Below are 21715 nucleotides of genomic sequence, written 5' to 3'. Positions count from 1 at the left end.
CGACGCCTACGCGTCGCGCGAGCGCCAGAGCAGCCAGACGAAGTACGGCGCACCCAGCAGGGCGACGACGAGCCCGGCGGGGAGCTGCTCCGGGGCGATGACCGTCCGCCCGATGGTGTCGGCGGCCCCCACCAGCAGCGCACCGAGCAGCACTGCCACCGGGATCACGCGCGAATGGCGCGCTCCCACCAAGGCCCGGGCGGCGTGCGGGGCGACGAGTCCGACGAAGCCGATCACGCCGACCGCCGTGACGCTCAGGGCGGCCAGCACCGCGGCCGTCACGAGCAGCACGAGCCGCGTCCGCTCGAGGCCGATGCCGACCAGACGCGGGGTGTCCTCGTCCAGTGCCAGCACGTCCTCCTCGCGCCGCAGCGCGAAGGCGAGCGGGAGCGCGATCAGCAGGACGACGGCGATGGGGATGATCTGCTCCCACACGCGCCCGTATGTCGTGCCGGACAGCCACGTGTAGATCTTCGGGGTGTCCCACGGGTTCGCCCGCAGCAGCACGAAGGTCGTCAGCGCCACGGCGCCGTAGGAGACACCGATGCCAATGAGGATGAACCGGTCCGCGTTGAGACCGCGCCGCCAGGCGAGCAGGTAGACGAGTGCGAAGGCGAGCAGTGCTCCGACGACGGCCGCGACGATCATGCCTGCGGTCGACGCCACGGCGCTGGTCACGACGATCACGGCGCCGAGTCCGGCGCCGCCCGTCACCCCGAGGATGCCCGGGTCCGCCAGCGGGTTCCGACTGACGGCCTGGATGAGCGTCCCCGACAGTGCGAGAGCGGCTCCCGCACAGATGGCAGCAGTGATGCGCGGCGCCCGTTCGGACAGCGCGAACGCGATCTGCGGCGGAGCAGCGCCCTGCAGCCACAGCGCGACATCCCCCGTGCGCAGCAGGGAGGCGCCGAGCAGCAGGCCGGCGACGACGATCCCGATGACGCCCACGATGGACAGGACGAGGACCGTCCAGTAGCGCGATTCGCTGCGGACCCCGAAGCGCACCTGCGGGGGCTCGCGCGTGGGCCCTGCATCCCGCAGCTTGCGCGCCATGACGACGAGGATGACCGCGCCGAGCAGCGTCGTGGCGACTCCGGTCGGAATGCTGATGGCCACCTCGGCTCCGAGCAGCGCGCGGAGAACGGCATCCGAGAGGATGACGACCAGCGCACCGATGAGACCGGATGCCGGCAGCAGGAAGACGTGGCGCGCGAGCCCCGGGACGACCCTGGTGAGCAGACGCGCGAGCACGGGAGCGCAGAGTCCGACGAATCCGAGCGGGCCGGCGAGCGTCACCGAGATCGCGGTCAGCGCGACCGCGAACAGGATGCCTACTGCACGCGTCGAGCGGATCGGAACGCCCAGCGACGACGCTGTGTCGTCGCCGAGCGCGAGCACGTCGAATCGACGGCCCATCAGAATGGCGATCGCGAGCACGAGCACGACGATCGGAGCCGCCTGCAGGAAAGCATCCAGATTCAACTGGGTCAGCGAACCGCTCCCCCAGGCCAGCAGGCCGTCGGTCTCCTCCTGGAACAGGATGAGCAGCGTCGAGGTCCCGGCCTGGAACGCCATCGCCAGCGCGGAGCCGGCGAGCACGAGCCGCGTGGTCGAGGATGCCGCACCGCCCGCGAGTCCGAGCACGATCACCGCGCCGACGAGACCACCCGCGAACGCGACCGTGCCGGATGCCCAGATCGGCACAGCGATCCCGAACGCGGTGACGATCGTCACCGCCAGATACGACCCCGCCGTGACGCCGAGGGTGTCCGGCGAGGCCAGCGAGTTGCGCGACAGCGACTGCAGGAGCGTGCCGGCCACGCCGAGGGCGATGCCCACCGTGATTCCGGCGGCGAGCCGAGGGATGCGCGATCCCCACAGCACGGTCTCGTCGGCGAACACGGCGCCGCTCGTGCCCTGCGTGAGGTGCCACAGCGACACCGCGAGGAGGAGGATGCCCAGCGCGACCAGCGTCGCCACCGGGCCGAGACGCGGGGCGCGCCGACCTGTCGCGGCGTCCGCCTCGACAGGCGCGCCACGCATCTCGGTGACGGTCACTGGCTCAGAGCGCCGACGTATGCGTCGATGATCTGCTGGGCCGAGCGGGGTCCGCCGAACGTCCAGATGCCGGCCGGGAAGCTGTAGACGCGCTCCTCGGTGACGGCGGGAAGGGATTCCCAGACGGGGTTGCTCTCGAGCGACGAGAGGAAGTCGTCCTCTGCTTCCGCCTCGGTGCCGGTGTGCAGCAGGTTCGCGTCGCCGACGGCGACCATGCCCTCGATGTCGGTCTGGCCGAGACCGTAGGCGGCGTCGACCTCGCCGGTCCATGCGTTCGTGAGCCCGAGCTCCTCGCCGATCTCGCCGACGAGCGAGCCCTGTCCGAACGGGCGGATCGCGACGTTGCCGCCGTCGACCCAGCCGTCGAAGAAGACGAAGTCGGTGGTGGCGAGATCCGCGTCCGCGAGCTCGCCCTTGGCGTCGGCGAGGTACGCGTCGAACTCGTCGGTGACGACCTCGGCGCGCTCCTCGCGGCCGGTCGCCTGCGCGATGAGATCGAACGTCGCGAGCATCTTCTCGATCGGGTCAGCCGCATCGGCGCCGATGGTGGCGAGCACGGGGACGTCGTACGCCTCGAGCTGGGCGATGATCTCGTCATCCGCACTGGATGCCTCGACGATCACGAGGTCGGGGTCGGTGGCGAACAGCGCCTCGAGGTTCGGCTCCTGACGCGTTCCCACATCGGTGACGCCCTCGGGGAGCACCTCTGCGGTGTCCCAGGTCGAGTAGCCCTCGGCATCCGCGACCGCGACCGGCGTGACGCACAGCGTGAGGGCGTCCTCGATCTGCTGCCACTCCAGAATGGCGACGCGCTCGGCCGGCTTGTCGAGCTCGACGGTGCGGCCGTAGTCGTCGGTCAGAGTGACCGGGTCGGTGGAGGTCGCGGTGTCGTCGGCCGAGCAGTCGGCGCTGGCGACCGAATCGGGTGCGGCGGTGTCCTGTGCGGCGACATCGGTCGTTCCGCAGCCGGACAGCGCGAGCGCGAGGACGCCGAGCGCCGCGAGGGGTGCCTTCTTCATCATTCCTCTGTTCAGATCGTCGAGGCGGCGGCCATGGCATCGGATGCCGAGCGGCGCCGCTCTTGGTGACGCCCGCGCGGGTACACGCGGACGTGGCCTGTCTCGGCGTCGACGACGGTGTCGATGCGCAGCCCGTAGACCTCGGAGAGGTTCTCGGATGTGAGCACGTGTTCAGGGGATCCGGCCGCTCGGACGCGGCCGCGGTGGACGAGCACGACCTCGTCGGCGACCGATGCCGCGTGGTCGAGATCGTGCAGCACGACGCCGAGGGCGGTGCCTCGGTCGGCGAGATCGCGCACGAGTTCGAGCGTCTCGATCTGGTAGCGCAGATCGAGGTGGTTCGTCGGCTCGTCCAGGAGCAGGATGCCGGTGTCCTGGGCGAGACAGGTGGCCAGCCACACGCGCTGCAGCTCGCCTCCGGACAGCTCGTCGACCGCGCGGTGCGCCATCTCGATGAGCCCAGTGAGGGCGAGCGCGTTGTCGATCGCCGCACGGTCGACGTCGCTCATGCCCGAGAAGCGTCCGCGGTGCGGGTGACGCCCGAACGCGATGACATCGCGGATCTCCAGTCCGGACGGATGCGGTCGCGACTGCGAGAGCATGGCGACCGTTCGGGCGAATTCGCGGGCGCTGAGCGCGCGGGACTCGGCGTCGCCGACGTGCACGGTCCCCGCGTCGATGGGGTGCAGTCGAGCGAGCGAGCGCAGCACCGTCGACTTGCCGCTGCCGTTCGGACCGATCAGCGCGGTGACGGCACCGGGTCGCAGTTCCAGCGACACGTCGTGCACGACACGGTCCTTGCGATACCCGAGTGCCAGGTTCTCGCCGCGCAGTGCACTGGCGGGGCGGTGAGGTTCGGGGGCGGTCACGTTAGGAGAGCCTAACCTATAGACGCGGCGCGCGCCAAGCCCGTGCAGTCATCACTCCCTCGTCGTCGAGCGCCCTCCTTCGCTCGACGAACGAGGACGCGATCAGCGTCGGGCCAGCACCAGCGCCGCCTCGGTCCGCGTGGAGACCCCGAGCTTGCGGAGGATCGCCGACACGTGGACGCTCGCGGTCTTCGTACTGATGAACAGCCGCTCTCCGATCTGGCGATTGCTGAGCCCCTCGGCGACGAGTTCGAGCACCTGCCTCTCGCGAGCGGTCAGCTCGGAATCCTCGTGCGTCGCGGCATGGGCGCCGATCCTGGAGGCGAGTTCTGCCGCAGCGCGCTGCAGTCGGTCGTGACCGATCTTCTGGGCGATGCTCTCGGCGTCGGCGAGCTGCACGGCGGCGGAAGCCCGGTCGCCGTCGGCCAGCAGAGCCCGGGTCAGTTCGAGCCTGACTCCGACCCGCACGATGCCCGACATGCCGTCCTCGTCGCTCGAGACCACCGCGTGCTCGAGTGAGGCGGAGTCGCCGTTCAGCAGCGCCCGAATGACCGCGCCCCAGGTCTCATCCTGAAGGGCGTCCGGCTGAGACTCCCACGCCAGCCCGATCGCAGTCGCCACGACCGCTGTTTCGATCTGCGCCGCCCGAGCCTGCGCCACGGCCCACGCTCCTTCGAGCAGCAGTCGGCGTTGATTCGCGAGCGCCACGTCCTCGTCGGCCACCATCCGACCGATGACGCCGACGGCCTCGGCCCAGTCGCCGCGGGCGATCGCGAGCGCGAAGTCCGCCTCGATCGTGTAGTACCAGACCTGGCGTTCCAGCGGTGCGGCACGCAGCAGCGCAGGCATCCATTCGGCCCTGACCAGCTCGGCTTCTTCGACCCTGCCGCGCCAGGCCAGCGCCCGGATCCTCGACGTCGACAGGTACAGGCCCGAGCGCTGCACGATGTGCCGGTCCGGCACTGTCGCCAACAGGCGCTCGGCCTCGTCGATCCGGCCGAGCGCGAGCAGCGGCTCGATCATGTTCTGCGTGAGCCCGCCGCCGGAGCTGCGGAGCACCCCGAGGTCGCGCACGTGCTGCAGCCCTCGTTCGGCGACGATCAACGCGTCCTGGAAGTGCCCGCGCAGCGTCAGCGAATCGGAGTAGTTCATGTGGAATTGCACAGCGGCCCGGCCACCCAGCGACAGCCGCTCTGCCGCGTCGAAGCCCCGCTGGGCATGATCGAGCTCTCCGAGCAGCATGAGCGAGCAGGCGCGGTGCGTCAGTGCCACGGCGCGCTCGGTCTCGTCGTCGGCCGTGACGGCTGCGCGTTCGGCGGCGGTGGCCGCGATGACCGACGCGATGGAGCGGCCGGCCAGCATGTGCCGGCTGGAGAGCCCGTTGAGCACCGTCGCGCGCACGTGACCCTCGACGATGCCGTGCTCGTCCAGCAGCGCGAGCGCCCGCTCGTAACCCTCCAGAGGACCCGGCCTGCCCAGGTTGGCCAGGTAGTTGGCACGGTCGCGCATCAGTCGCACGTGCTGTGCGGGATCGACGTCGGCGTATGCGCCGGCATCGATCTCCTCCAGTCCGAGTTCGGCGACCGCGAGCGCGCGCTCGTCGTCGCCTGCGTTGCGCAGCACCGACCCGAGGGTGATGAGCAGCGAGACGCGGTCGATGCCCGCGGCATCCTCGGCGTCCGGCACCTGCTCCCACAGCTCGAGCACCAGCTCGCCGAACCGCGCGGCGCTGGCGAAGGCGTAGCCGGCTTTGGCCTGCCACATCGCCGCCATGGCCGAAGCCAGCCCGCGGCGGCGGTCCTGCGCGAGCCGCCAGTGATACGCGAGAGAGGCGTGGTTGCGCGACCCGTGCTCCTCGAGCGCCTCGGCGTACGAGCGGTGCAGTCGAGCCCGCTCACCCGGAAGCAGGTCGTCGTGGACGGCCTCGCGCAGCAGCGCATGACGGAATCGATAGTGCTCGTCGTCGACCACGAGGATGCCGCTGATGGACGCCTCCCGGATGGCGGCGTCGAGCCGATCGTCGTCGTACCCGGTCAGCCGCACGAGGAGGGGATGCGAAAGCGCGCGTTCGGCCCCGGCCGCGATGCGCACGACCGCACGGGCGTCGTCCCCGAGCCGGTCGAAGCGCGTGAGCAGCAGTCCGGTGAGGCTCTCGGGCAGCGGGGCGTCCGAGCAGCACGCGAGCTCTTCGATGAAGAACGGCACGCCCTCGGCGCGTTCGTGCATGCGCTCCAGCGCCGCGTCGGTCAGCGGGCGACCGGAAAGCTGTTCGGCCAGGAGACGGGTGCCTTCGGCATCCAACCGACGGAGAACGACGCGCTCGACCAGACGTGCACGACGGACATCGGCGATGAACCGGCTGGTGGCATCGCCGCGCCGCACGTCCTCACTGCGGCACGTGAGCAGGATGAAGACGCGCCCACGATCGAGCGTCCGCAGCAGGAAGGAGAGCAGGGCCAACGTCGAGTCGTCTGCCCAGTGCAGGTCTTCGACGAGGATGATCTGCGGACGGCGCATCGCCGCCGCCTCGATCAGGGTGGCGATCGCGTCGCGCAGGGCTTCGGGACTCGTGCGATCGCGACGCACCGCCTCGGTGGCGAGTTCCGGCAGCAGCATCCGCAGGGCTTCACCGCCGGCGCCGACGGCTGCCAGGGCCTCGTCGGGTCCGAGCACCGACACGAGCGAGCGCAGGATGCCGATCAGCGGACCGAACGGCGTGCGGGCCGAGCCGAGGTCGAGGAACCAGCCGGAATGAACATCCACCTGCGCCGATACGGCCGCCTCGAACTCGCGCACCAGCCGGGACTTGCCGATGCCCGCTTCACCCTCGACGAGCACTGCGGCCGGCTCGCCTGCGTCTGCCCGTTCGAACGCACGCATCAGATCGGCGAGATCGGCGTCACGGCCGACCATCGTCGAGGAGAGCGTCGCGAAGGACATGTCTTCATCGTGCCACTCCCCATCGACATCCGGGGCGGATGCCATGTTGGCGCCGAGTACGGTCATCAGCGCGCGGGGGCGACGAGGATGCCCGCGTCGGCCGGTGCGCGCTCGAGCAGGACGCGGCGCGCTTCTGAATCGGACGCGTCGGCGGACGCCGTTGAGGATGCGGCCCGCCCGGACTCCGCCGCATCAGACGTGGCACCTGGGGACACGACCACCGGGGCGGATGCGTCTGCGGCCTCGGAGACGAACGCGGCCGATCCGGACTCCGCGGGTGTCTTCTCGGGACGACCAGCGGCAGCCGATCGCGATCCGTTGCCGAAGGCGGCGCGCAGGCGATCGACCCACCGGCGCCGCGGCACCGATCGCGTCTCGAGGCGTTCGAGAATCGCGCGGCGCCGCTCGACCGCACGGTTGAGCATCTCCTGCTCCTGGAGCATGGCGGTGATCGTGAGGGACGGGTGCTCGTACATGGTGACTCCTCGCTGGGGATGTCTCCAGACTCCGCTCTAAGGCACCCCTCCGGCATCGGGCGAATGCCCTATTTACGCTTCCGGCCGCCTTAGCCGCACTCGCGAGAAAACGTTTCCCATGCCAGACTCGTTCGGGTGACCTACCACCTCGCCGGCGACTCGACCGTCGCCCCCATGAAGCCGGCCGAAGAACCCATGAGCGGCTGGGGCCAGTTCCTCGAAGAGACCTCCGGCGTCCCGACCCGCAACCATGCGTTCGGCGGCGCGACCACCGAGTCCTTCCTCGAGACGGGCTCCTGGGAGAGCCTTCTGGCCGACGTCCGCCCCGGCGACACCGTCATCATCCAGTTCGGGCACAACGACCAGAAGCAGCCCGAGCTGCTCGCATCCCGCGGCGGGTATCAGGATCGACTGCGCCGCTTCGTCGCCGACGTACGCGAGCGCGGCGCCTCGCCCGTACTGTGCACGTCCTGCGCCAGGCGCTGGTTCGCCGGCGACAGGGTCACCCCGACGCACGGCGACTACCCCAATGCGGTCCGCGACCTCGCCCACGAACTCGACGTGCCGCTGATCGACCTGTCGGTGTTCACCACCTGGCTCTACGAGGACCTCGGCGACGAGGGGTCGGCCCGCCTGCTGTCGCACTACGCGCCGGGTGAGACCACCGCCTGGCCGGAAGGACTCACCGACGACACGCACTTCCGCATCGAGGGCGCCCGCAAGATCGCGGCGTTCGTCGCGGCATCCCTTCGGGCAATCGAACGTCGCGACGGCGACCTGCCGCCCCGGGGCGGGGCGCTCGTGCACTGACCGCGCCGTTCCCGTCCCCGCATCCAGGTCGCAGAATCTGCGGATTCGCGCAGGCCAAAGCAGCAGAATTCGCGACCCGGACGGCTGGCCCAGCCACGAAACCGCAGAAAGTGCGACCTGAGCTCCATACGCGGGCCGGATACCGCGTCAGGGCGTCATGCGGTCGCCCCGCGCGCCGCGGCCGACGCCATTGGCCACGAGCAGCGTGCCGGTGTCGCTGAACTCCTGCAGGATCTCCTGCTGACGGTCGGATCCAGCGCGGTGCGTCAACAGGCTGACCACCACAGCCGCGAGCGTCGCGCAGACGAACGCGGGCAGCAGTTCGTACATCTCGGGCCAGACGGCGTCCCAGATGAAGACGCCCGCCGCGCCCACGAACATGCCGGCCAGCGCACCCCAGTTGGTCAGCTTGCGCCAGAACAGGCTCAACAGGATCAGCGGACCGAACGCCGCACCGAACCCGGCCCAGGCGAACGACACCAGGCCGAGGATCGTGTCGTCGGGCACGAGCGCCAGGATGGCGGCGACGATCGCGACGGCCAGCACGGCGATCCGTCCGAGCAGCACCATCCGCTTCCCGTCCGGGGGCGTCCTGTGCATCACCTTGTAAAGGTCCTCGACGAGCGCGGACGAGCAGACGATGAGCTGGCTCGAGATCGTCGACATGATCGCCGCGAGAACGGCGGCCAGCACGAGGCCGGCGACGAACGGATGCAGCAGCGTCTGCGACATGACAAGGACGACGGTCTCGGGGTTGGCCAGATCGATGCCCTGCGACGCCATGTAGGCGATGCCGACGAAGCCCGAGAACACAGCCCCGACCAGCGAGACGATCATCCACGTCATCCCGATCCGGCGCGCGCTCTTCGCCTCGCGCGGGCTGCGCAGAGCCATGAAGCGCACGATGATGTGCGGCTGACCGAAGTATCCGAGGCCCCACGCGAGCGACGAGATGATCGCGAGCACCGTGCCGCCGGTCAGCGCCGTGCCGCCGAGGAACGACATGTGGTCGGGCGCGAGCTCCTGCACATGCGCGCCCACCTCGCCGAAGCCGCCGACCGCGACGACGGCCGACACCGGGACGACGATCAGCGCGACGACCATCATCAGCCCCTGCACGACATCTGTGAACGATGCCCCGAGGAAGCCGCCGAAGAGCGTGTACAGCAGCGTGACTCCCGCCACGAGCGCCATCCCGAGCAGATAGTCCGAGTTGAACGAGCTCTCGAAGAACACGCCGCCCGCGACCATCCCGGACGAGATGTAGAGGGTGAAGAAGACCAGGATGACCACTCCGGCGAGGATCCGCAGCAGCCGCGACGAGTCGCGCAGCCGGTTCTCGAAGAAGCTCGGCACGGTGATCGAGTTGCGCGACACCTGCGTGTAGGCCCGCAGGCGCGGCGCCACGAGGAGCCAGTTCAGGTACGCCCCGATCGTCAGGCCGATCGCGATCCACGCCTCGATCAGGCCGGAGAGGTAGATCGCCCCTGGTAGCCCCATGACGAGCCAGCCGGACATGTCGGATGCCCCGGCGCTGAGCGCCGCCACCCACGGCGGCAGGTTCCTGCCGCCCAGCATGTAGTCCTCGTGATCGGTCGTGCGCTTGAAGGCCACGTAGCCGATGATCAGCATGGCTGCGAAGTACAGCCCGAGCGCGATGAAGATGAACACCTGGTCGGACATCGTCGTCCCTTCCGTCGTACGGCGAGTCCTCCGATCCTGTCAGGGCCGGATGCCGAGGACCACCCCTAGCGGACGAGAACGGTGGCGGTGCTCACCCGTCGAAGCGTCAGGCGAGCGACGCCGTGATGAGCACCTCGGCCGCGCTGCGCGCTTGGATGGCGGCCTGCGGATCACCGGAGATCGCCGCCGTGCTCTGCGCCCCCTCGGCCAGGATCGACAGCTGCGCGGCGAGCGCCTCCGAACCGCCGGCATCTTCGACGAGCTGGGTCATCGATCGCTGGAACGACGCCTTGTGGTCGCGGACGATGCGGGCGACCTCCGGATGGGTTCCGCCCAATTCGCCGAAGGCGTTGATGAAGGCGCATCCGCGGAAGTCGTCGGTGCAGAACCAGTCCTCGAGATACCCGTACACGGCGAGCAGTCTGTCGCGCGGGTCGGCCCCCGCCGCCATCACGGCGCCGGACAGCGACGACTCCCATTCGCCGTGCTTGCGTTCCAGCACGGCGGACACGATCTCGTTCTTCGAGGGATACAGGGCGTACAGCCGTCGCAGCGACACGCCGGCCGCCGCGCGGAGCTCATCCATGCCGACGGCGGCGTATCCCTTGCGGTAGTAGAGGCCCTCCGCTGCGGAGAGGATGCGTTCGCGCGCTTCGTTCTCGTCCATGGGAACATCCTACTTGACACGAGAACGATCGTTCTCTAGTGTCGATTCCAGCGGCGAGAACGACCGTTCTCAACGAGACAGAGGAGACATCATGGGCTACATCACCGTCGGCCAGGAGAACAGCACGTCCATCGAGTTGTATTACGAGGACCAGGGCTCCGGACAGCCGGTCGTGCTCATCCACGGCTACCCGCTCAACGGACACAGCTGGGAGCGCCAGACCCGCGAGCTGCTGGATGCCGGCTACCGCGTGATCACCTATGACCGCCGCGGTTTCGGGCAGTCCTCAAAGGTCGGCACCGGATACGACTACGACACCTTCGCGGCGGATCTGAACACGGTCCTCGAGACCCTCGACCTCCGCGACGTCGTCCTGATCGGCTTCTCGATGGGCACCGGCGAACTCGCCCGCTACGTCTCCCGCTACGGCCACGGCCGTGTCGCCAAACTCGCCTTCCTCGCCTCGCTCGAGCCGTTCCTGGTCGGGCGCGACGACAACCCCGAGGGCGTGCCCCAGGCGGTCTTCGACGGGATCGCCGCCGCGGCCAAGGGCGACCGCTACGCCTGGTTCACCCAGTTCTACAACGACTTCTACAACCTCGACGAGAACCTCGGCAGCCGCATCAGCCAGGAGGTCGTCACCGCCAACTGGAACCTCTCGGTCACCAGCGCCCCCGTCGCGGCTTACGCGGTGGTGCCGGCCTGGATCGAGGACTTCCGCGCGGACGTCGACGCCGTCCGCGACGCGGGCAAGCCCACGCTGATCCTGCACGGCACGAAGGACAACATCCTTCCGATCGACGCCACCGCCCGCCGATTCCACCAGGCGGTGCCGGCCGCCGACTACATCGAGGTCGAGGGTGCACCGCACGGCCTGCTCTGGACGCACGCCGACGAGGTCAACGCCGCGCTGACCGCGTTCCTCGCCAAGTGAGGCGAGCCCCGGCATCCGGAGGTCAGACCGGATGCCGGGGCCGACGCCCGCTCAGCCCTTCACGCGCACCGTGAGGGGCTTGCTCGCGGTGACCCCCGCCGCGTTCACGAACTCGACCGTGTAGGTGCGGGTTCCGATCGCGCGATCAGTGACGTTCACCGCGACCCGCTGCGCCTCGGGCGTCTTCGCGATGAGCTCACCCGCCGTCAGCAGCTGGCCGTCCTCGTGCAGCCGGTATCCGGTCGCGTTCGTCCCCCACCAGAGGTCGGCCGTGACCGTGTAATCGCCGTTTCCGTCGCGATTGTCGGCCGAGAGCACGGGGACTCCGGGGGCGGCATCCTTCACCGTCACGGTCACAGGCTTCACGACCGTCGATCCCTGCGAGTTGACCAACTCGCCGGTGTACTCGTAGGTGCCGTTCGGCTTGCCGCTCACCGCGACGGTCGCGGTCTGCGTCGCGGTTCCGCCGTACGTGAGCGGGGCGGTCGCGATGAGCTCGCCGTTCTCGAACACCCGCAGCTTCGTGGCGTTCTCGCCCCACCACAGATTCATCGTGAGGGTGAAGTCGCCATCGAGCAGGCCGGTGTCGTGCCCGTTGTCGTGCGAGAGCACGCCGCGTGCCGGGGCCGCGGTCGCGTCGTCCCGGATCACGAGTGCGTCGAGCGCCTCGTTCACCGCCCGCAGCGCTCCGGCCACGGCTTCCGTGGTCGGCGAAGCGGCACCCAGCACGATGTCGGCGCGCGCGATGGCGGCGGCGAGACCGGTCGTGGACGATTCGACATAGTCGGTCGGATCGACGGATGCCGCGGCATCCCGCTGCGTCTTCAGCTGCGTCGTGTCGGCACCGGGCTCCGGCATCCGCACGAGTTCGAGGTCGTCGAACGTGCCCCAGGCACCGGCAGGGAGGTTCGCCGCGACCCGCACGGTCGCCGTGCCAGCCTCGGGGATCTGCACGGCCGCGGTCGTCGGCGTGGACCAGACCCGCCAGCCGTCGAGGCCGAACGCGACGGGCTCTCCCGCGAATTCGGGCGAGGACAGCGCGAGCGCGACCCTCCCCTGATCGCCTTCGCCGTCGCCCTGCAGCGCGGCCCGCGCGACGTACGCGCCTTCCGCGAGCCCGGTGACGGTCTGCGACAGCTCGAAGGCGTACGCGGCATTCGAATAGAAGTGCGCCGAGTGCGTGCCCGAGTGCGGGTCGTCCCACGCGCGCAGGCTCAGGCCGGTGCCCGAGGTCGTCCAGGCGGAGACATCGGCGTCCTCGAACCCGGGGTTGACGAGGAAGTTCCTGGCGGTGACCGAGATCGTGGCGGATGCCGAGAGCCCGCCGCTGGTCGTGCCGGTGATCGCGTACTCGCCGACGCCCTCGATGTACTGCACGGCGTCGGACCAGGCCACCGGCTGCACCTCCGAGGTGCCGTCGGTATAGCGCACCTCGACCTGCTCCGGCAGCGCCACGGTGTCGCCTTCGGTCGCCGAGAGGGCAACCGGTGCGACCTGCTCGACCTCCCGTGGAGCAACCGCCCCGGTGCGCACGTAGGAGAAGATGTTGAGCGCGTCGGCGGCTGTGCCGTCGAGCGCGAACAGCGCCTGGTTGTCCCATGCCGAGCCGCCGTACCACTGTCCGGCGTCGTGCGGATCGTACTCACCGGCGAAGCTCGTGGCCCATCCGGATCCGTCGCGCTCCCACAGGATCTTGTTGGCCTCCAGCTCGTCTGGCGTCCCGACCGGCAGCCAGGCCGGCTCCCAGTAGAAGACGCCGAGGCCGGCGTCTCCGACGTCGGCGACGGCCTGCACGACGGCGCGCATCGCGTTCGCCTGTCCCTGCATGCTCACCGGGTACTGCGTCGCTTCGGAGGCCAGATCGATCACATTGCCGTGGCCGTCGCCGTCCTCCAGCGTGTGCGCCCACGACGTCTCGGCGACCATGACCTTCTTGCCGTAGGTGTCGGCGACATGCGTCAGCACGCTGGTGAGGTTCTCAGGCGTGCCGTGCCAGAACGGGTAGTACGACGATGCGAACACGTCGTAGTCGACGCCGCGGCTGTCCAGTTGCGCGGCGACGTTCGCGTAGAAGCCGGCCCGCTCGGGGTTCGTGAAGTGCAGGGCGACGAGCGCATCGGGCGCCTCGGTGCGCACCGCTGCGGCGCCGGCGGAGAACACCTGCGCCATGCCGTCCCAGCCGGTGATGCCCGCGACGGCGTTGTTCGTCTCGTTGCCGATCTGCACCATCCGCACGTCGACTCCCGCCGCGACGAAGCGCTGCATCGCGTCGCGCGTGAACGCACCGACCCGCTCGGCCGTCGCCGCCGCATCCAGTCCTGCCCACGCCTTGGGTGCCTGCTGCTTGGCCGGATCGGCCCAGAAGTCGGAGTAGTGGAAGTCGACGAGCACGCCGAGGCCGGCGACCGTCGCCCGGTCGGCGATCTCGACCGCACGATCGACGTCGACGTTCCCGCCGCCGTAGCCGTTGCCTGCGGCGTCGAACGGGTCGTTCCAGACCCGTACGCGCACATCGGTGACCCCGGAGTCGGCGAGGATCGCGAACAGGTCTCCCGGCTCGCCGTCCTGATCGCGGAAGACGACGCCGGACTCCTCCAGGGACAGCACCGAGGAGACATCGACGCCGCCGATGAAGTCCTCGGAGAGGTTGTCGACGCGCGAGACGGTGATCTCGGCGTCCACCGGGACGGATGCCGGATCGGATGCCGAGGCGACGGCGGGCTCGATCCGAGCGGATGCCGTGGCGACGGCGGGCTCGACCGGAGCCGCTGCGGCGGCGGGCGCTGAGCCACCGAAGACGACCAGCGCGGTGAAGGCGGCGATGATCGCCGAGAGGAGGGGGCGTGTGCGACGGTGCATGACGGCCTTTCGAGTGGGAAGGTGCGTGGTGTGCTGCCGAGATCAGGAGGGTCGCCCCGGATCAGGACGCATGCGCTGATTCGTCCTGATCTCGGGCGGTCGACCTGTTCTCGGGCGGATGGAGCGGGTTCAGCCCTTGACGGCGCCCTGGGTGAGGCCGCCGACGATGTACTTCTGCAGCGAGAAGAAAAGCGCGAGTACGGGGATCGCGGCCACCACGACACCGGCGGCGAACAGCCCCCAGCGCGAGGTGAGCTGGTTCGACACCCACTGGTACATGCCGACCGCGAGGGTCCAGTTGTCCTCGCTGGTGAGGATGATCTTCGACAGGATGAAGTCGCCGAACGCCGCGAGGAACGCCAGCAGCCCGACGACCGCGAGGATCGGCACGACGAGCGGCATGATCAGGCGCCAGAAGATCTGCGCGTGCGTGGCCCCGTCGATCTTGGCCGACTCGTCGATCTCGACCGGGATCGTGTTGAAGAAGCCGTACATGAGGAACGTGTTCGCCCCGAGCGCTCCGCCGAGGTACACGCAGATCAGGGCGATCTTCGAGTTGATCCCGAGGGCCGGCACGACCTCGCCGATCGTCAGCAGCATGAGGAAGATCGCGATGAACGCGAGCGCCTGCGGGAACATCTGCAGCACGAGCAGCGTGGTCAGGCTCACCCGCCGCCCGGTGAAGCGGAACCGCGAGAACGCGTACGCCCCCGCCGCTCCCATCAGCACTGAGCCGATCGCCGTGATACCGCCGATGAGCAGCGTGTTGCCGAACCAGACCCAGTACCTGGACTGCCCGAGCTCAACGTAGTTCGTGAGGTCGAACGCCGAGAACAGGTTGCTGGATGCTGCGAGCGAACCGTTCGGGTTCAGCGACGACGAAAGCACGTAGACGAGCGGGAACGCGGCGAAGAACAGCACCACGACGGCCAGGATGTACTTCCAGCCGACCTCGCTCCACCAGCGGCGCCTGCGGGCTCCGGCTCTGGATGCCTCGGCATCCGCTGATCCGGTGACGACGGCCTTGGTCTGCATGGACATCACTGGTACTCCTCGAGCTTGCGGGTCTGGCGGAAACTCAGCGCCGAGATCACACCGACCACGATGAAGGCGATGATGGAGAGCGCGCTCGCGAGGCCGTAGTCGCTGGCGCCGCCCGAGACGCCGGAGACGTCGTAGATGGCGGACACCAGGATGTCGGTCGAACCGAGCGCGTACGGCGCTCCGGCGATCGCCGGCCCGCCGTTGTTGAACGTGTAGATGACCGTGAAGTTGTTGAACGCCACCGCGAACGACGCGATCAGCAGCGGAGCGGTCGACACCAGCAGCAGCGGCAGCACGATCGCACGGAACCGCTGCATCTTGTTCGCGCCATCGATCTCGGCGGCTTCGAGCGTGTCGCCCGGCAACGACTGCAGCGCGCCGGTGCACACCAGGAACCAGTACGGATAGCTCAACCAGACGTTGACGAAGATCACGGCGGCTCTGGTCAGCCACGGGTCGCCCAGCCAGTTGATCTGCTGTCCGAAGAAGAACAGGTCGTTGATGACGCCGAACTCGGCGTTGAACATGCCGCGGAACAGCAGCGCGGCCATGAACGCCGGGAACGCGTACGGCAGGATGAACAGCGCTCGCAGCACGCGGCGCCCTCGCACCCGCGGGTCGTTGTAGACGATCGCCAGCCCCAGGCCGACGGCGAAGCTCAGCACGACCGAGAGGATCGCGAACGCGAACGTCCAGACCGTGACGCTGCCGAGAGTGGAGGCCAGCAGCGGATCGGTGAACAGTCTCAGGAAGTTCTCGAAGCCGACGTTCACGTACCAGCCGGTGGGCAGCGCGGTGCCGTCCTCGGCGACGAACGAGCCGCGGTCATCCGCGCTGTACACCGTCCCGGTCGTGGTGTCGGTGATCGTCTCGGCCTCGGCATCCCACACCAGGGTGGACTCGTAGATCGCGCCGGACGAGCCGTCGCGCGTACGGACGGAGCCGTCGTTCGGATCGTCCGAGACCGGCACGCGCAGCTCGGCGATCTGCGCCTGCAGCTCGGTGTCGCTCAGAACGGTGGCGCGGGGGACGACGGTCCAGCCGGGCACCTCGTCGGGTGCGCCGCCGGATCCGACGGACGCTCCGGATGCTTCGGTGAGCGGTTCGAGGGCCGAACCGACCTGCACATCGCCGTCCTCGTCGACGATCGCGAAGCCGAGCTCGCCGGTGCGCTCGACGACGGACAGCGGGTAGGTCGGCGATCCTTCGACGCGGCGCTCGCCCTGGATGAGAGCCGCCTCGACGGCCTGCTCCTGGGAGCCGATGTGGCCGGAACCGTAGTTGGTGAAGGCGATGTAGGCGGTGTATCCGAAGATGAACACCTGGAAGACGAGGAGGAAGACGAGCCCTGGAAGCAGGTACTTCAGCGGGAGTGCCTTCTTGGTGAAGTACACCCAGTCGGCGATCGCGACGAGGACGACGATCGCGCCGAGCACGATCCACGATTCGACTCGCCAGGCGGCGATTGCGGTCATGATCCCGAACGCGTTGATCAGTGCCATCAGCGCGAGCTTGACCAGGAAACCCCAGCCCAGTCCGCGGAAACCGCGGGCGTGCGATTCGCGCTGCTCCGACGCGGGCTTGTGCTGCGTCGACATTGCCGGTGACGGCATCCTGTCCTCCTGTCTGCGGGGAATGCGGGTGCGCGGGCCGGGAGACGATGCGCCTCCCGGCCCGCGGCGGGTCAACCGGCGGTCGCGGCCTCGACGTCGGCGACCATCGTGTTCCACGTCGACACCGGGTCGGCGCCGTTGATGATCTGCACCTGAGCGGCGTTCCAGAGGTCCCAGACCGAGCCCATCTCGGGGATCGACGGCATCGGGACGCCGTTCTGCGACGATGCCACGAAGCCGGCGATGATCGGGTCGGAGGAGACCTCCTCGGCCAGCGCCGTCCACGCCGGGATCCGAGGGTCGGCCTCGTAGAGGGCGCGCTGGGCGTCCTCCGTGCCGAGGTAGTTTACGAGGAACTCCTGAGCGAGCAGCGCGTTCTCGCTCTGGCTGGAGAGGTAGAAGCCCTGCACGCCCACGAAGGGAGCCGCGGTCTCGCCGCCGGCCGACGGGATCGGGTTCACGACGACGTTGACGTCCGGGTAGGCGCTGATCGCCCACGGTCCCTGGATCGTGTACGGGGCCTTGCCCGAGTTGAACAGCTCGTTGTTGATGTCGTAGTCGACCGTGGTGGAGATGTAGCCGGTGCCGTTGGCTCCATTGGCTCCCAGCCACGTCGCGAAGGCCTCGCCGTTCGCGCCGCCCATGCCGACCTCGCTCGTGTACGAGCCGGATTCGTCCTGCACGAACACCGGAGCGCCGAACGAGGTCTGGAACGGGTACATCGTGTAGCCGTCGCCGGTCTCGCCCTCGGTGTTGATGACGAACGGACGCTCCGCGCCGGACTCGATGCCCTTCTGGATCATCTCGTCCCAGGTCGCGGGTGCTTCTTCGCCGACGAGGTCGACGTTCTGCACGAGCGCGATCGACTCGAGCGAGTACGGCAGCGCGTACAGCTGGCTGTCGTAGGTCATGGCTTCGATCGAAACGGGCTCGAATTCGGATGCCTTGTCGCCGAGGTCGATCGTGTCCACGACGCCGGCGGCGACGAGCGCGCCGAGCCAGTCGTGCGCACCGACGGTGATGTCGGGGCCCTCACCGGTGGGCACCTGGGCGATGAAGTCGTCCCGGAGGTCCTCGAAGTTCTTCTGGACGAGCTTGACGGTCGCGCCGGTCTCCTCCTCGAAGGCCTCGGCGGCGGCGGCGATCGCCTCCTCGCGCTCGGCGTCGGTCCAGATGACCAGTTCGGCGCCGTCGCCGGAGGGGGCTTCGGATTCCGGCGTGCTGGATCCGCAGCCGGTCAGGACGACGGCAGCGGTCAGCGCGAATGCGCCGACTGCGATGTGCTTGCGCATGCGGTGTTCCTCTCTGTTGTGGCCGCCGACGCGCTTCGCTGAGCGAGTCGCATCGTCACGACCGGGGTGTGTGCGACGGGCGGGAGCCCGTGCGTATGGAGTTGTCAGTCGGTGGAGGTGCGGATCACGGCGACGCCGCCGGCGGGCACGGTGACGGTGCCGTCGACATCGGATCCCGTGACCAGGTCGGTGCCGGTGGCGGCGAACGTGGCCTCGTCGTCGTTGTGGTTGACGGCGACGAGATAGGTCGCGTCGTCCTTGCGTCGGGCGATCACCTCGAGGCCTTCGGTGTGGGATGCCGGGGTCACCGCGGCATCCGCGTACACGGAGCTCAGCAGGGCGCGCATGCCGGCGGCATCGAGGCGGGTGCTCACGTACCAGCCGAAGCCGTCGCCGTGCGCGTGCCGCGTGATCGCGGGGCCGTCCTGCCCTGGCCCGCCGGCGAGCGTCGCGACGACCTCGGCACCCTCGAGACGGATGTCCTCTTGCCAGACGTCGGCGCGGACCTCATCGTGGCCCGGCCAGGCGATGGCGTGGTTCGCACCTTCGCGCAGCGGCAGGAACTCCTCGACCGAAAGGCCGAGCGCCTCGCGCAGCCCGGGGGCGAAGCCGCCGATGTGCACGGCGTCGTTCTCGTCGACGACGCCGGAGAAGAACGAGACCAGCAGGGTCCCGCCACCGGACACGTAGCGCGCCAGGTTCTCGGCATCCGCAGCGCTCAGCATGTACTGGGCGGGGGCGACGACGAGCTTGTAGCCGGAGAGGTCGTGGCCGGGGAGGGCGAAGTCGACCGTGATCCCGTCGCGCCAGAGCTGCTCGTAGAAGTGCCGGACCTGGGCTGCATGCGTGACGTCCTCCGACGGGCGCCACTCCAGATCCTGCGCCCAGAACGACTCGAAGTCCCAGAGCACGGCGACCTCGGCCTGCACGACCGAACCCTGGACCTCTTCGATCCGCCGCAGCGTCGCGCCGAGGTCGACGACCTCGCGGAAGACGCGCGAGTCGGCGCCGGCGTGCGGGAGCATCGCGGAGTGGAACTTCTCGGCACCGGACCGGCCGGCGCGCCACTGGAAGAACAGGATGCCGTCGGCACCGCGCCCGACGTGCGTGAGGGAGTTGCGCTTCATCTCCCCCGGACGCTTGGCGATGTTGCGCGGCTGCCAGTTCACGGCGGAGGTGGAGTGCTCCATGAGGATCCAGGGCTTGTTGCCGCCCACCGAGCGGGTGAGGTCGGCCGCGATCGCGAGCCCGATGTGGGCGTCCTCGTCGGCTGCCCAGAGGTAGTGGTCGTCCGAGACGATGTCGACCTCCTGCGCCCAGGCCCAGAGGTCGGTCGTCCAGCTCTGGTTCGCCATGAAGTTCGTGGTGATCGGCTGGTCGGCGTGCTGGCGGATCGCGTCGCGCTCGAGGATGAAGCACGCGCGCAGCTGGTGATCGGTGAAGCGGGCGAAGTCCAGGCGCTGGGCCGGGTTCACGACGCTGGGGGCGATCGCCGGGGCGCCGATGTGCTCCCAGTCGGTGTAGTGCTGGCTCCAGAAGGCGGTGCCCCACGCGGCGTTGAGCTCGTGGAGGCTGCCGTACTTCTCCTGCAGCCAGAGTCGGAAGGCGGCGACGGATGCCGGCGAGTAGTCCTCCCCGACCGGAACGCCGTACTCGTTGTGGACGTGCCAGAGCACGACCGCAGGGTGCGTCGCGTAACGCGCCGCGATCGTGTCGGCGTAGCGGACGATCGCCTCGCGGTACGCCGGCGAGGAGTGCGAAGCCATACCGCGCGAGCCGAAGCCCATGACGCGGCCTTCGCGGTCGATGACGCGCGCGTCGGGGTGGTTCGCGAAGAACCAGGCCGGCGGGGACGCCGTCGGAGTGCCCAGGTCGACCGCGATGCCGTTGTCGTGCAGCAGATCGAGCAGCTCGTCGAGCCATTCGAAGTCGAAGACGCCCTCGGCCACTTCGATGAGCGCCCACGAGAAGATCCCGACGCTGACGAGGTTCACCCCGGCCTCGCGCATGAGGACGACGTCCTCGCGCCAGGTCTCACGGGACCACTGCTCGGGGTTGTAGTCGCCGCCGTAGGCGATCCCCTCGAGGGCGGGCCAGGCGTGGGGGGAGGTCATCGGCACTCCATCGGGTCGGTGCAGGTGGTGCAAGTGGAACTGGGACCGGTCTCAGCTCGGCTCAGGGGTTGAGGCCTGCGATGCGACTGGGACCGGTCTCAGTTCTACCTCACGGGTGCGTGCCGCGTCGCGCTCGATGCGGGAACCGTTACCCAACTGAGACCGGTCCCAGTGTCGGCTACGCGGATGTGCCGGAAGTGAGTAGAGTCGCTCCGATGAGTGATCTGACGGCGAAGCGGAAGCCGACGATCCGCGATGTGGCGGTGCAGGCCGGGGTTTCCCGCAGCACGGTCTCGCGCGTGATCAACGGAGGGCACTGGGTGTCCCCCGACGCGCGCGTCGCCGTCGAAGAGGCGATCGTCGCGACCGGCTACACCGCGAACCACCACGCGCGCAGCCTCGCGACGGGCCGCGCGGGGTCCATGGCGTTCCTGCTGACCGAGCCGCAGCAGCTGCTGTTCGACGATCCGACGTTCGCCCTGCTGCTGCGCGGAGCCGCCGAGGCTCTGGCCCAGCGCTCGATGACGCTCGTGCTGCTCGTGGCGGGCACCGCGGCCGAGCGCGAGAGCGTCGCGCACTTCATCCGCGCCGGCCACGTCGACGGAGTCATGCTGATCTCGTCGCACGAATCGGAGCCGCTGCTGGACGAACTCATCGACACCGGCATCCCGACCGTGTGCTGCGGCATCCCGCTCGGACACGAAGGCGAGCTGTCGACCGTATCGGTCGACGAGATCGGCTCGGCGCGGGCGATGGCGGCGCACCTGCGAGCGCAGGGGCACGAGCGGATCGGCATGATCGCGGGTCCTGACGACACCCCAGGCGGGCGGTATCGCCTCGTCGGGTTCCGCGATGAGCTCGGTTCGTCGTTCGACGCTTCGCTCGTCGAGGTCGGCGACTACTCGTTCGAGTCGGGGCAGGCCGCGATGACTCGGCTGCTCGAGCGCGGAGTGGATGCCGTGTTCGCCGCGAGCGACCGGATGGCCGCCGGCGCTGCGGCGGCGGTGCGCAAGGCCGGGCTGCGCGTGCCGGAGGATGTGGCCGTCGCGGGCTTCGACGACTCGGGCCTCGCCGCAACGCACGAGCCGCCGCTCACGACCATGCGCCAGCCGTGGGATCAGATCAGCGCGCAGATGGTGGGCGTGCTGCTGGACGTCATCGCCGGCGCCGAGCCGCGGTCGGTCATCCTGGACACCGAGCTCGTGGTGCGCGCGAGCGCCTGAGTGTTCGGTTCGCCCTGCGCCGACGCTGAGATCAGGACGATCGCCCCGGATCAGGACCTTACGGCCGTATTTCTCCTGATCTCAGGCGAACCTCCTGATGTTGGCGGGCCGTGC

Annotated in this window: 15 protein-coding genes; 3 read left to right on the top strand and 12 right to left on the bottom strand. The window is 69.3% G+C overall.

What is annotated here, in order from left to right; translation table 11 throughout:
- Nucleotides 1-6: 6 nt before the first annotated feature.
- From AC3ANJ_RS02010 to AC3ANJ_RS01990, 5 genes are all read right to left on the bottom strand, one after another.
- A complete protein-coding gene (locus AC3ANJ_RS02010) occupies nt 7-2043 on the bottom strand; it encodes an iron ABC transporter permease (RefSeq protein WP_488319210.1) in 2037 nt (678 codons plus the stop codon).
- A gap of 11 nt (nt 2044-2054) precedes the next feature.
- Complete coding sequence (locus tag AC3ANJ_RS02005; RefSeq protein ID WP_488318000.1) at nt 2055-3080, bottom strand: iron-siderophore ABC transporter substrate-binding protein; 1026 nt, start codon at nt 3078-3080, stop codon at nt 2055-2057.
- Between the two features lie 8 nt (nt 3081-3088).
- A complete protein-coding gene (locus AC3ANJ_RS02000) occupies nt 3089-3946 on the bottom strand; it encodes an ABC transporter ATP-binding protein (RefSeq protein ID WP_488317999.1) in 858 nt (285 codons plus the stop codon).
- Between the two features lie 102 nt (nt 3947-4048).
- Nucleotides 4049-6886, bottom strand: a complete 2838-nt coding sequence (locus AC3ANJ_RS01995; RefSeq protein ID WP_488317998.1) for a helix-turn-helix transcriptional regulator — start codon at nt 6884-6886, stop codon at nt 4049-4051.
- A 65-nt stretch (nt 6887-6951) separates the two neighbouring features.
- On the bottom strand, nt 6952-7362 hold the full coding sequence (locus AC3ANJ_RS01990) for a hypothetical protein (protein WP_488317997.1): 411 nt from the start codon (nt 7360-7362) through the stop codon (nt 6952-6954).
- Between the two features lie 135 nt (nt 7363-7497).
- Here AC3ANJ_RS01990 and AC3ANJ_RS01985 point away from each other — a divergent pair, with 135 nt between their 5' ends.
- Nucleotides 7498-8172, top strand: coding sequence for a rhamnogalacturonan acetylesterase (locus tag AC3ANJ_RS01985; protein WP_488317996.1), 675 nt, complete (start codon nt 7498-7500; stop codon nt 8170-8172).
- A 147-nt stretch (nt 8173-8319) separates the two neighbouring features.
- On the opposite strand, the gene putP is transcribed toward AC3ANJ_RS01985, so the two are convergent.
- Nucleotides 8320-9855, bottom strand: a complete 1536-nt coding sequence (putP, locus tag AC3ANJ_RS01980; RefSeq protein ID WP_488317995.1) for a sodium/proline symporter PutP — start codon at nt 9853-9855, stop codon at nt 8320-8322.
- Between the two features lie 106 nt (nt 9856-9961).
- On the bottom strand, nt 9962-10522 hold the full coding sequence (locus AC3ANJ_RS01975; RefSeq protein ID WP_488317994.1) for a TetR/AcrR family transcriptional regulator: 561 nt from the start codon (nt 10520-10522) through the stop codon (nt 9962-9964).
- 91 nt (nt 10523-10613) lie between these two features.
- Between AC3ANJ_RS01975 and AC3ANJ_RS01970 the strand changes: the two genes are divergently transcribed.
- Entirely contained in the window at nt 10614-11456 is an 843-nt protein-coding gene (locus AC3ANJ_RS01970) for an alpha/beta fold hydrolase (protein WP_488317993.1), read from the top strand.
- 51 nt (nt 11457-11507) lie between these two features.
- Here the strand turns inward: AC3ANJ_RS01970 and AC3ANJ_RS01965 are convergent, their stop codons facing one another.
- From AC3ANJ_RS01965 to AC3ANJ_RS01945, 5 genes are all read right to left on the bottom strand, one after another.
- On the bottom strand, nt 11508-14315 hold the full coding sequence (locus tag AC3ANJ_RS01965; RefSeq protein WP_488317992.1) for a glycosyl hydrolase 53 family protein: 2808 nt from the start codon (nt 14313-14315) through the stop codon (nt 11508-11510).
- Between the two features lie 129 nt (nt 14316-14444).
- On the bottom strand, nt 14445-15350 hold the full coding sequence (locus AC3ANJ_RS01960; RefSeq protein ID WP_488319209.1) for a sugar ABC transporter permease: 906 nt from the start codon (nt 15348-15350) through the stop codon (nt 14445-14447).
- A gap of 5 nt (nt 15351-15355) precedes the next feature.
- Nucleotides 15356-16972, bottom strand: a complete 1617-nt coding sequence (locus AC3ANJ_RS01955; protein WP_488317991.1) for an ABC transporter permease subunit — start codon at nt 16970-16972, stop codon at nt 15356-15358.
- A gap of 71 nt (nt 16973-17043) precedes the next feature.
- Nucleotides 17044-18264, bottom strand: coding sequence for a sugar ABC transporter substrate-binding protein (locus AC3ANJ_RS01950; protein WP_488317990.1), 1221 nt, complete (start codon nt 18262-18264; stop codon nt 17044-17046).
- A gap of 104 nt (nt 18265-18368) precedes the next feature.
- Nucleotides 18369-20378, bottom strand: a complete 2010-nt coding sequence (locus tag AC3ANJ_RS01945) for a beta-galactosidase (RefSeq protein ID WP_488317989.1) — start codon at nt 20376-20378, stop codon at nt 18369-18371.
- A 215-nt stretch (nt 20379-20593) separates the two neighbouring features.
- On the opposite strand from AC3ANJ_RS01945, the gene AC3ANJ_RS01940 reads away from it, so the two are divergent.
- Nucleotides 20594-21601 (top strand): LacI family DNA-binding transcriptional regulator, encoded by a 1008-nt coding sequence (locus tag AC3ANJ_RS01940; protein WP_488317988.1) that lies wholly within the window; start codon nt 20594-20596, stop codon nt 21599-21601.
- Nucleotides 21602-21715: the final 114 nt, after the last annotated feature.

Source organism: Microbacterium sp. STRO-1N (assembly GCF_057748015.1).
Note: the sequence above shows the minus strand (reverse complement) of the source record. Positions and strands in the feature narration are given on the sequence as shown.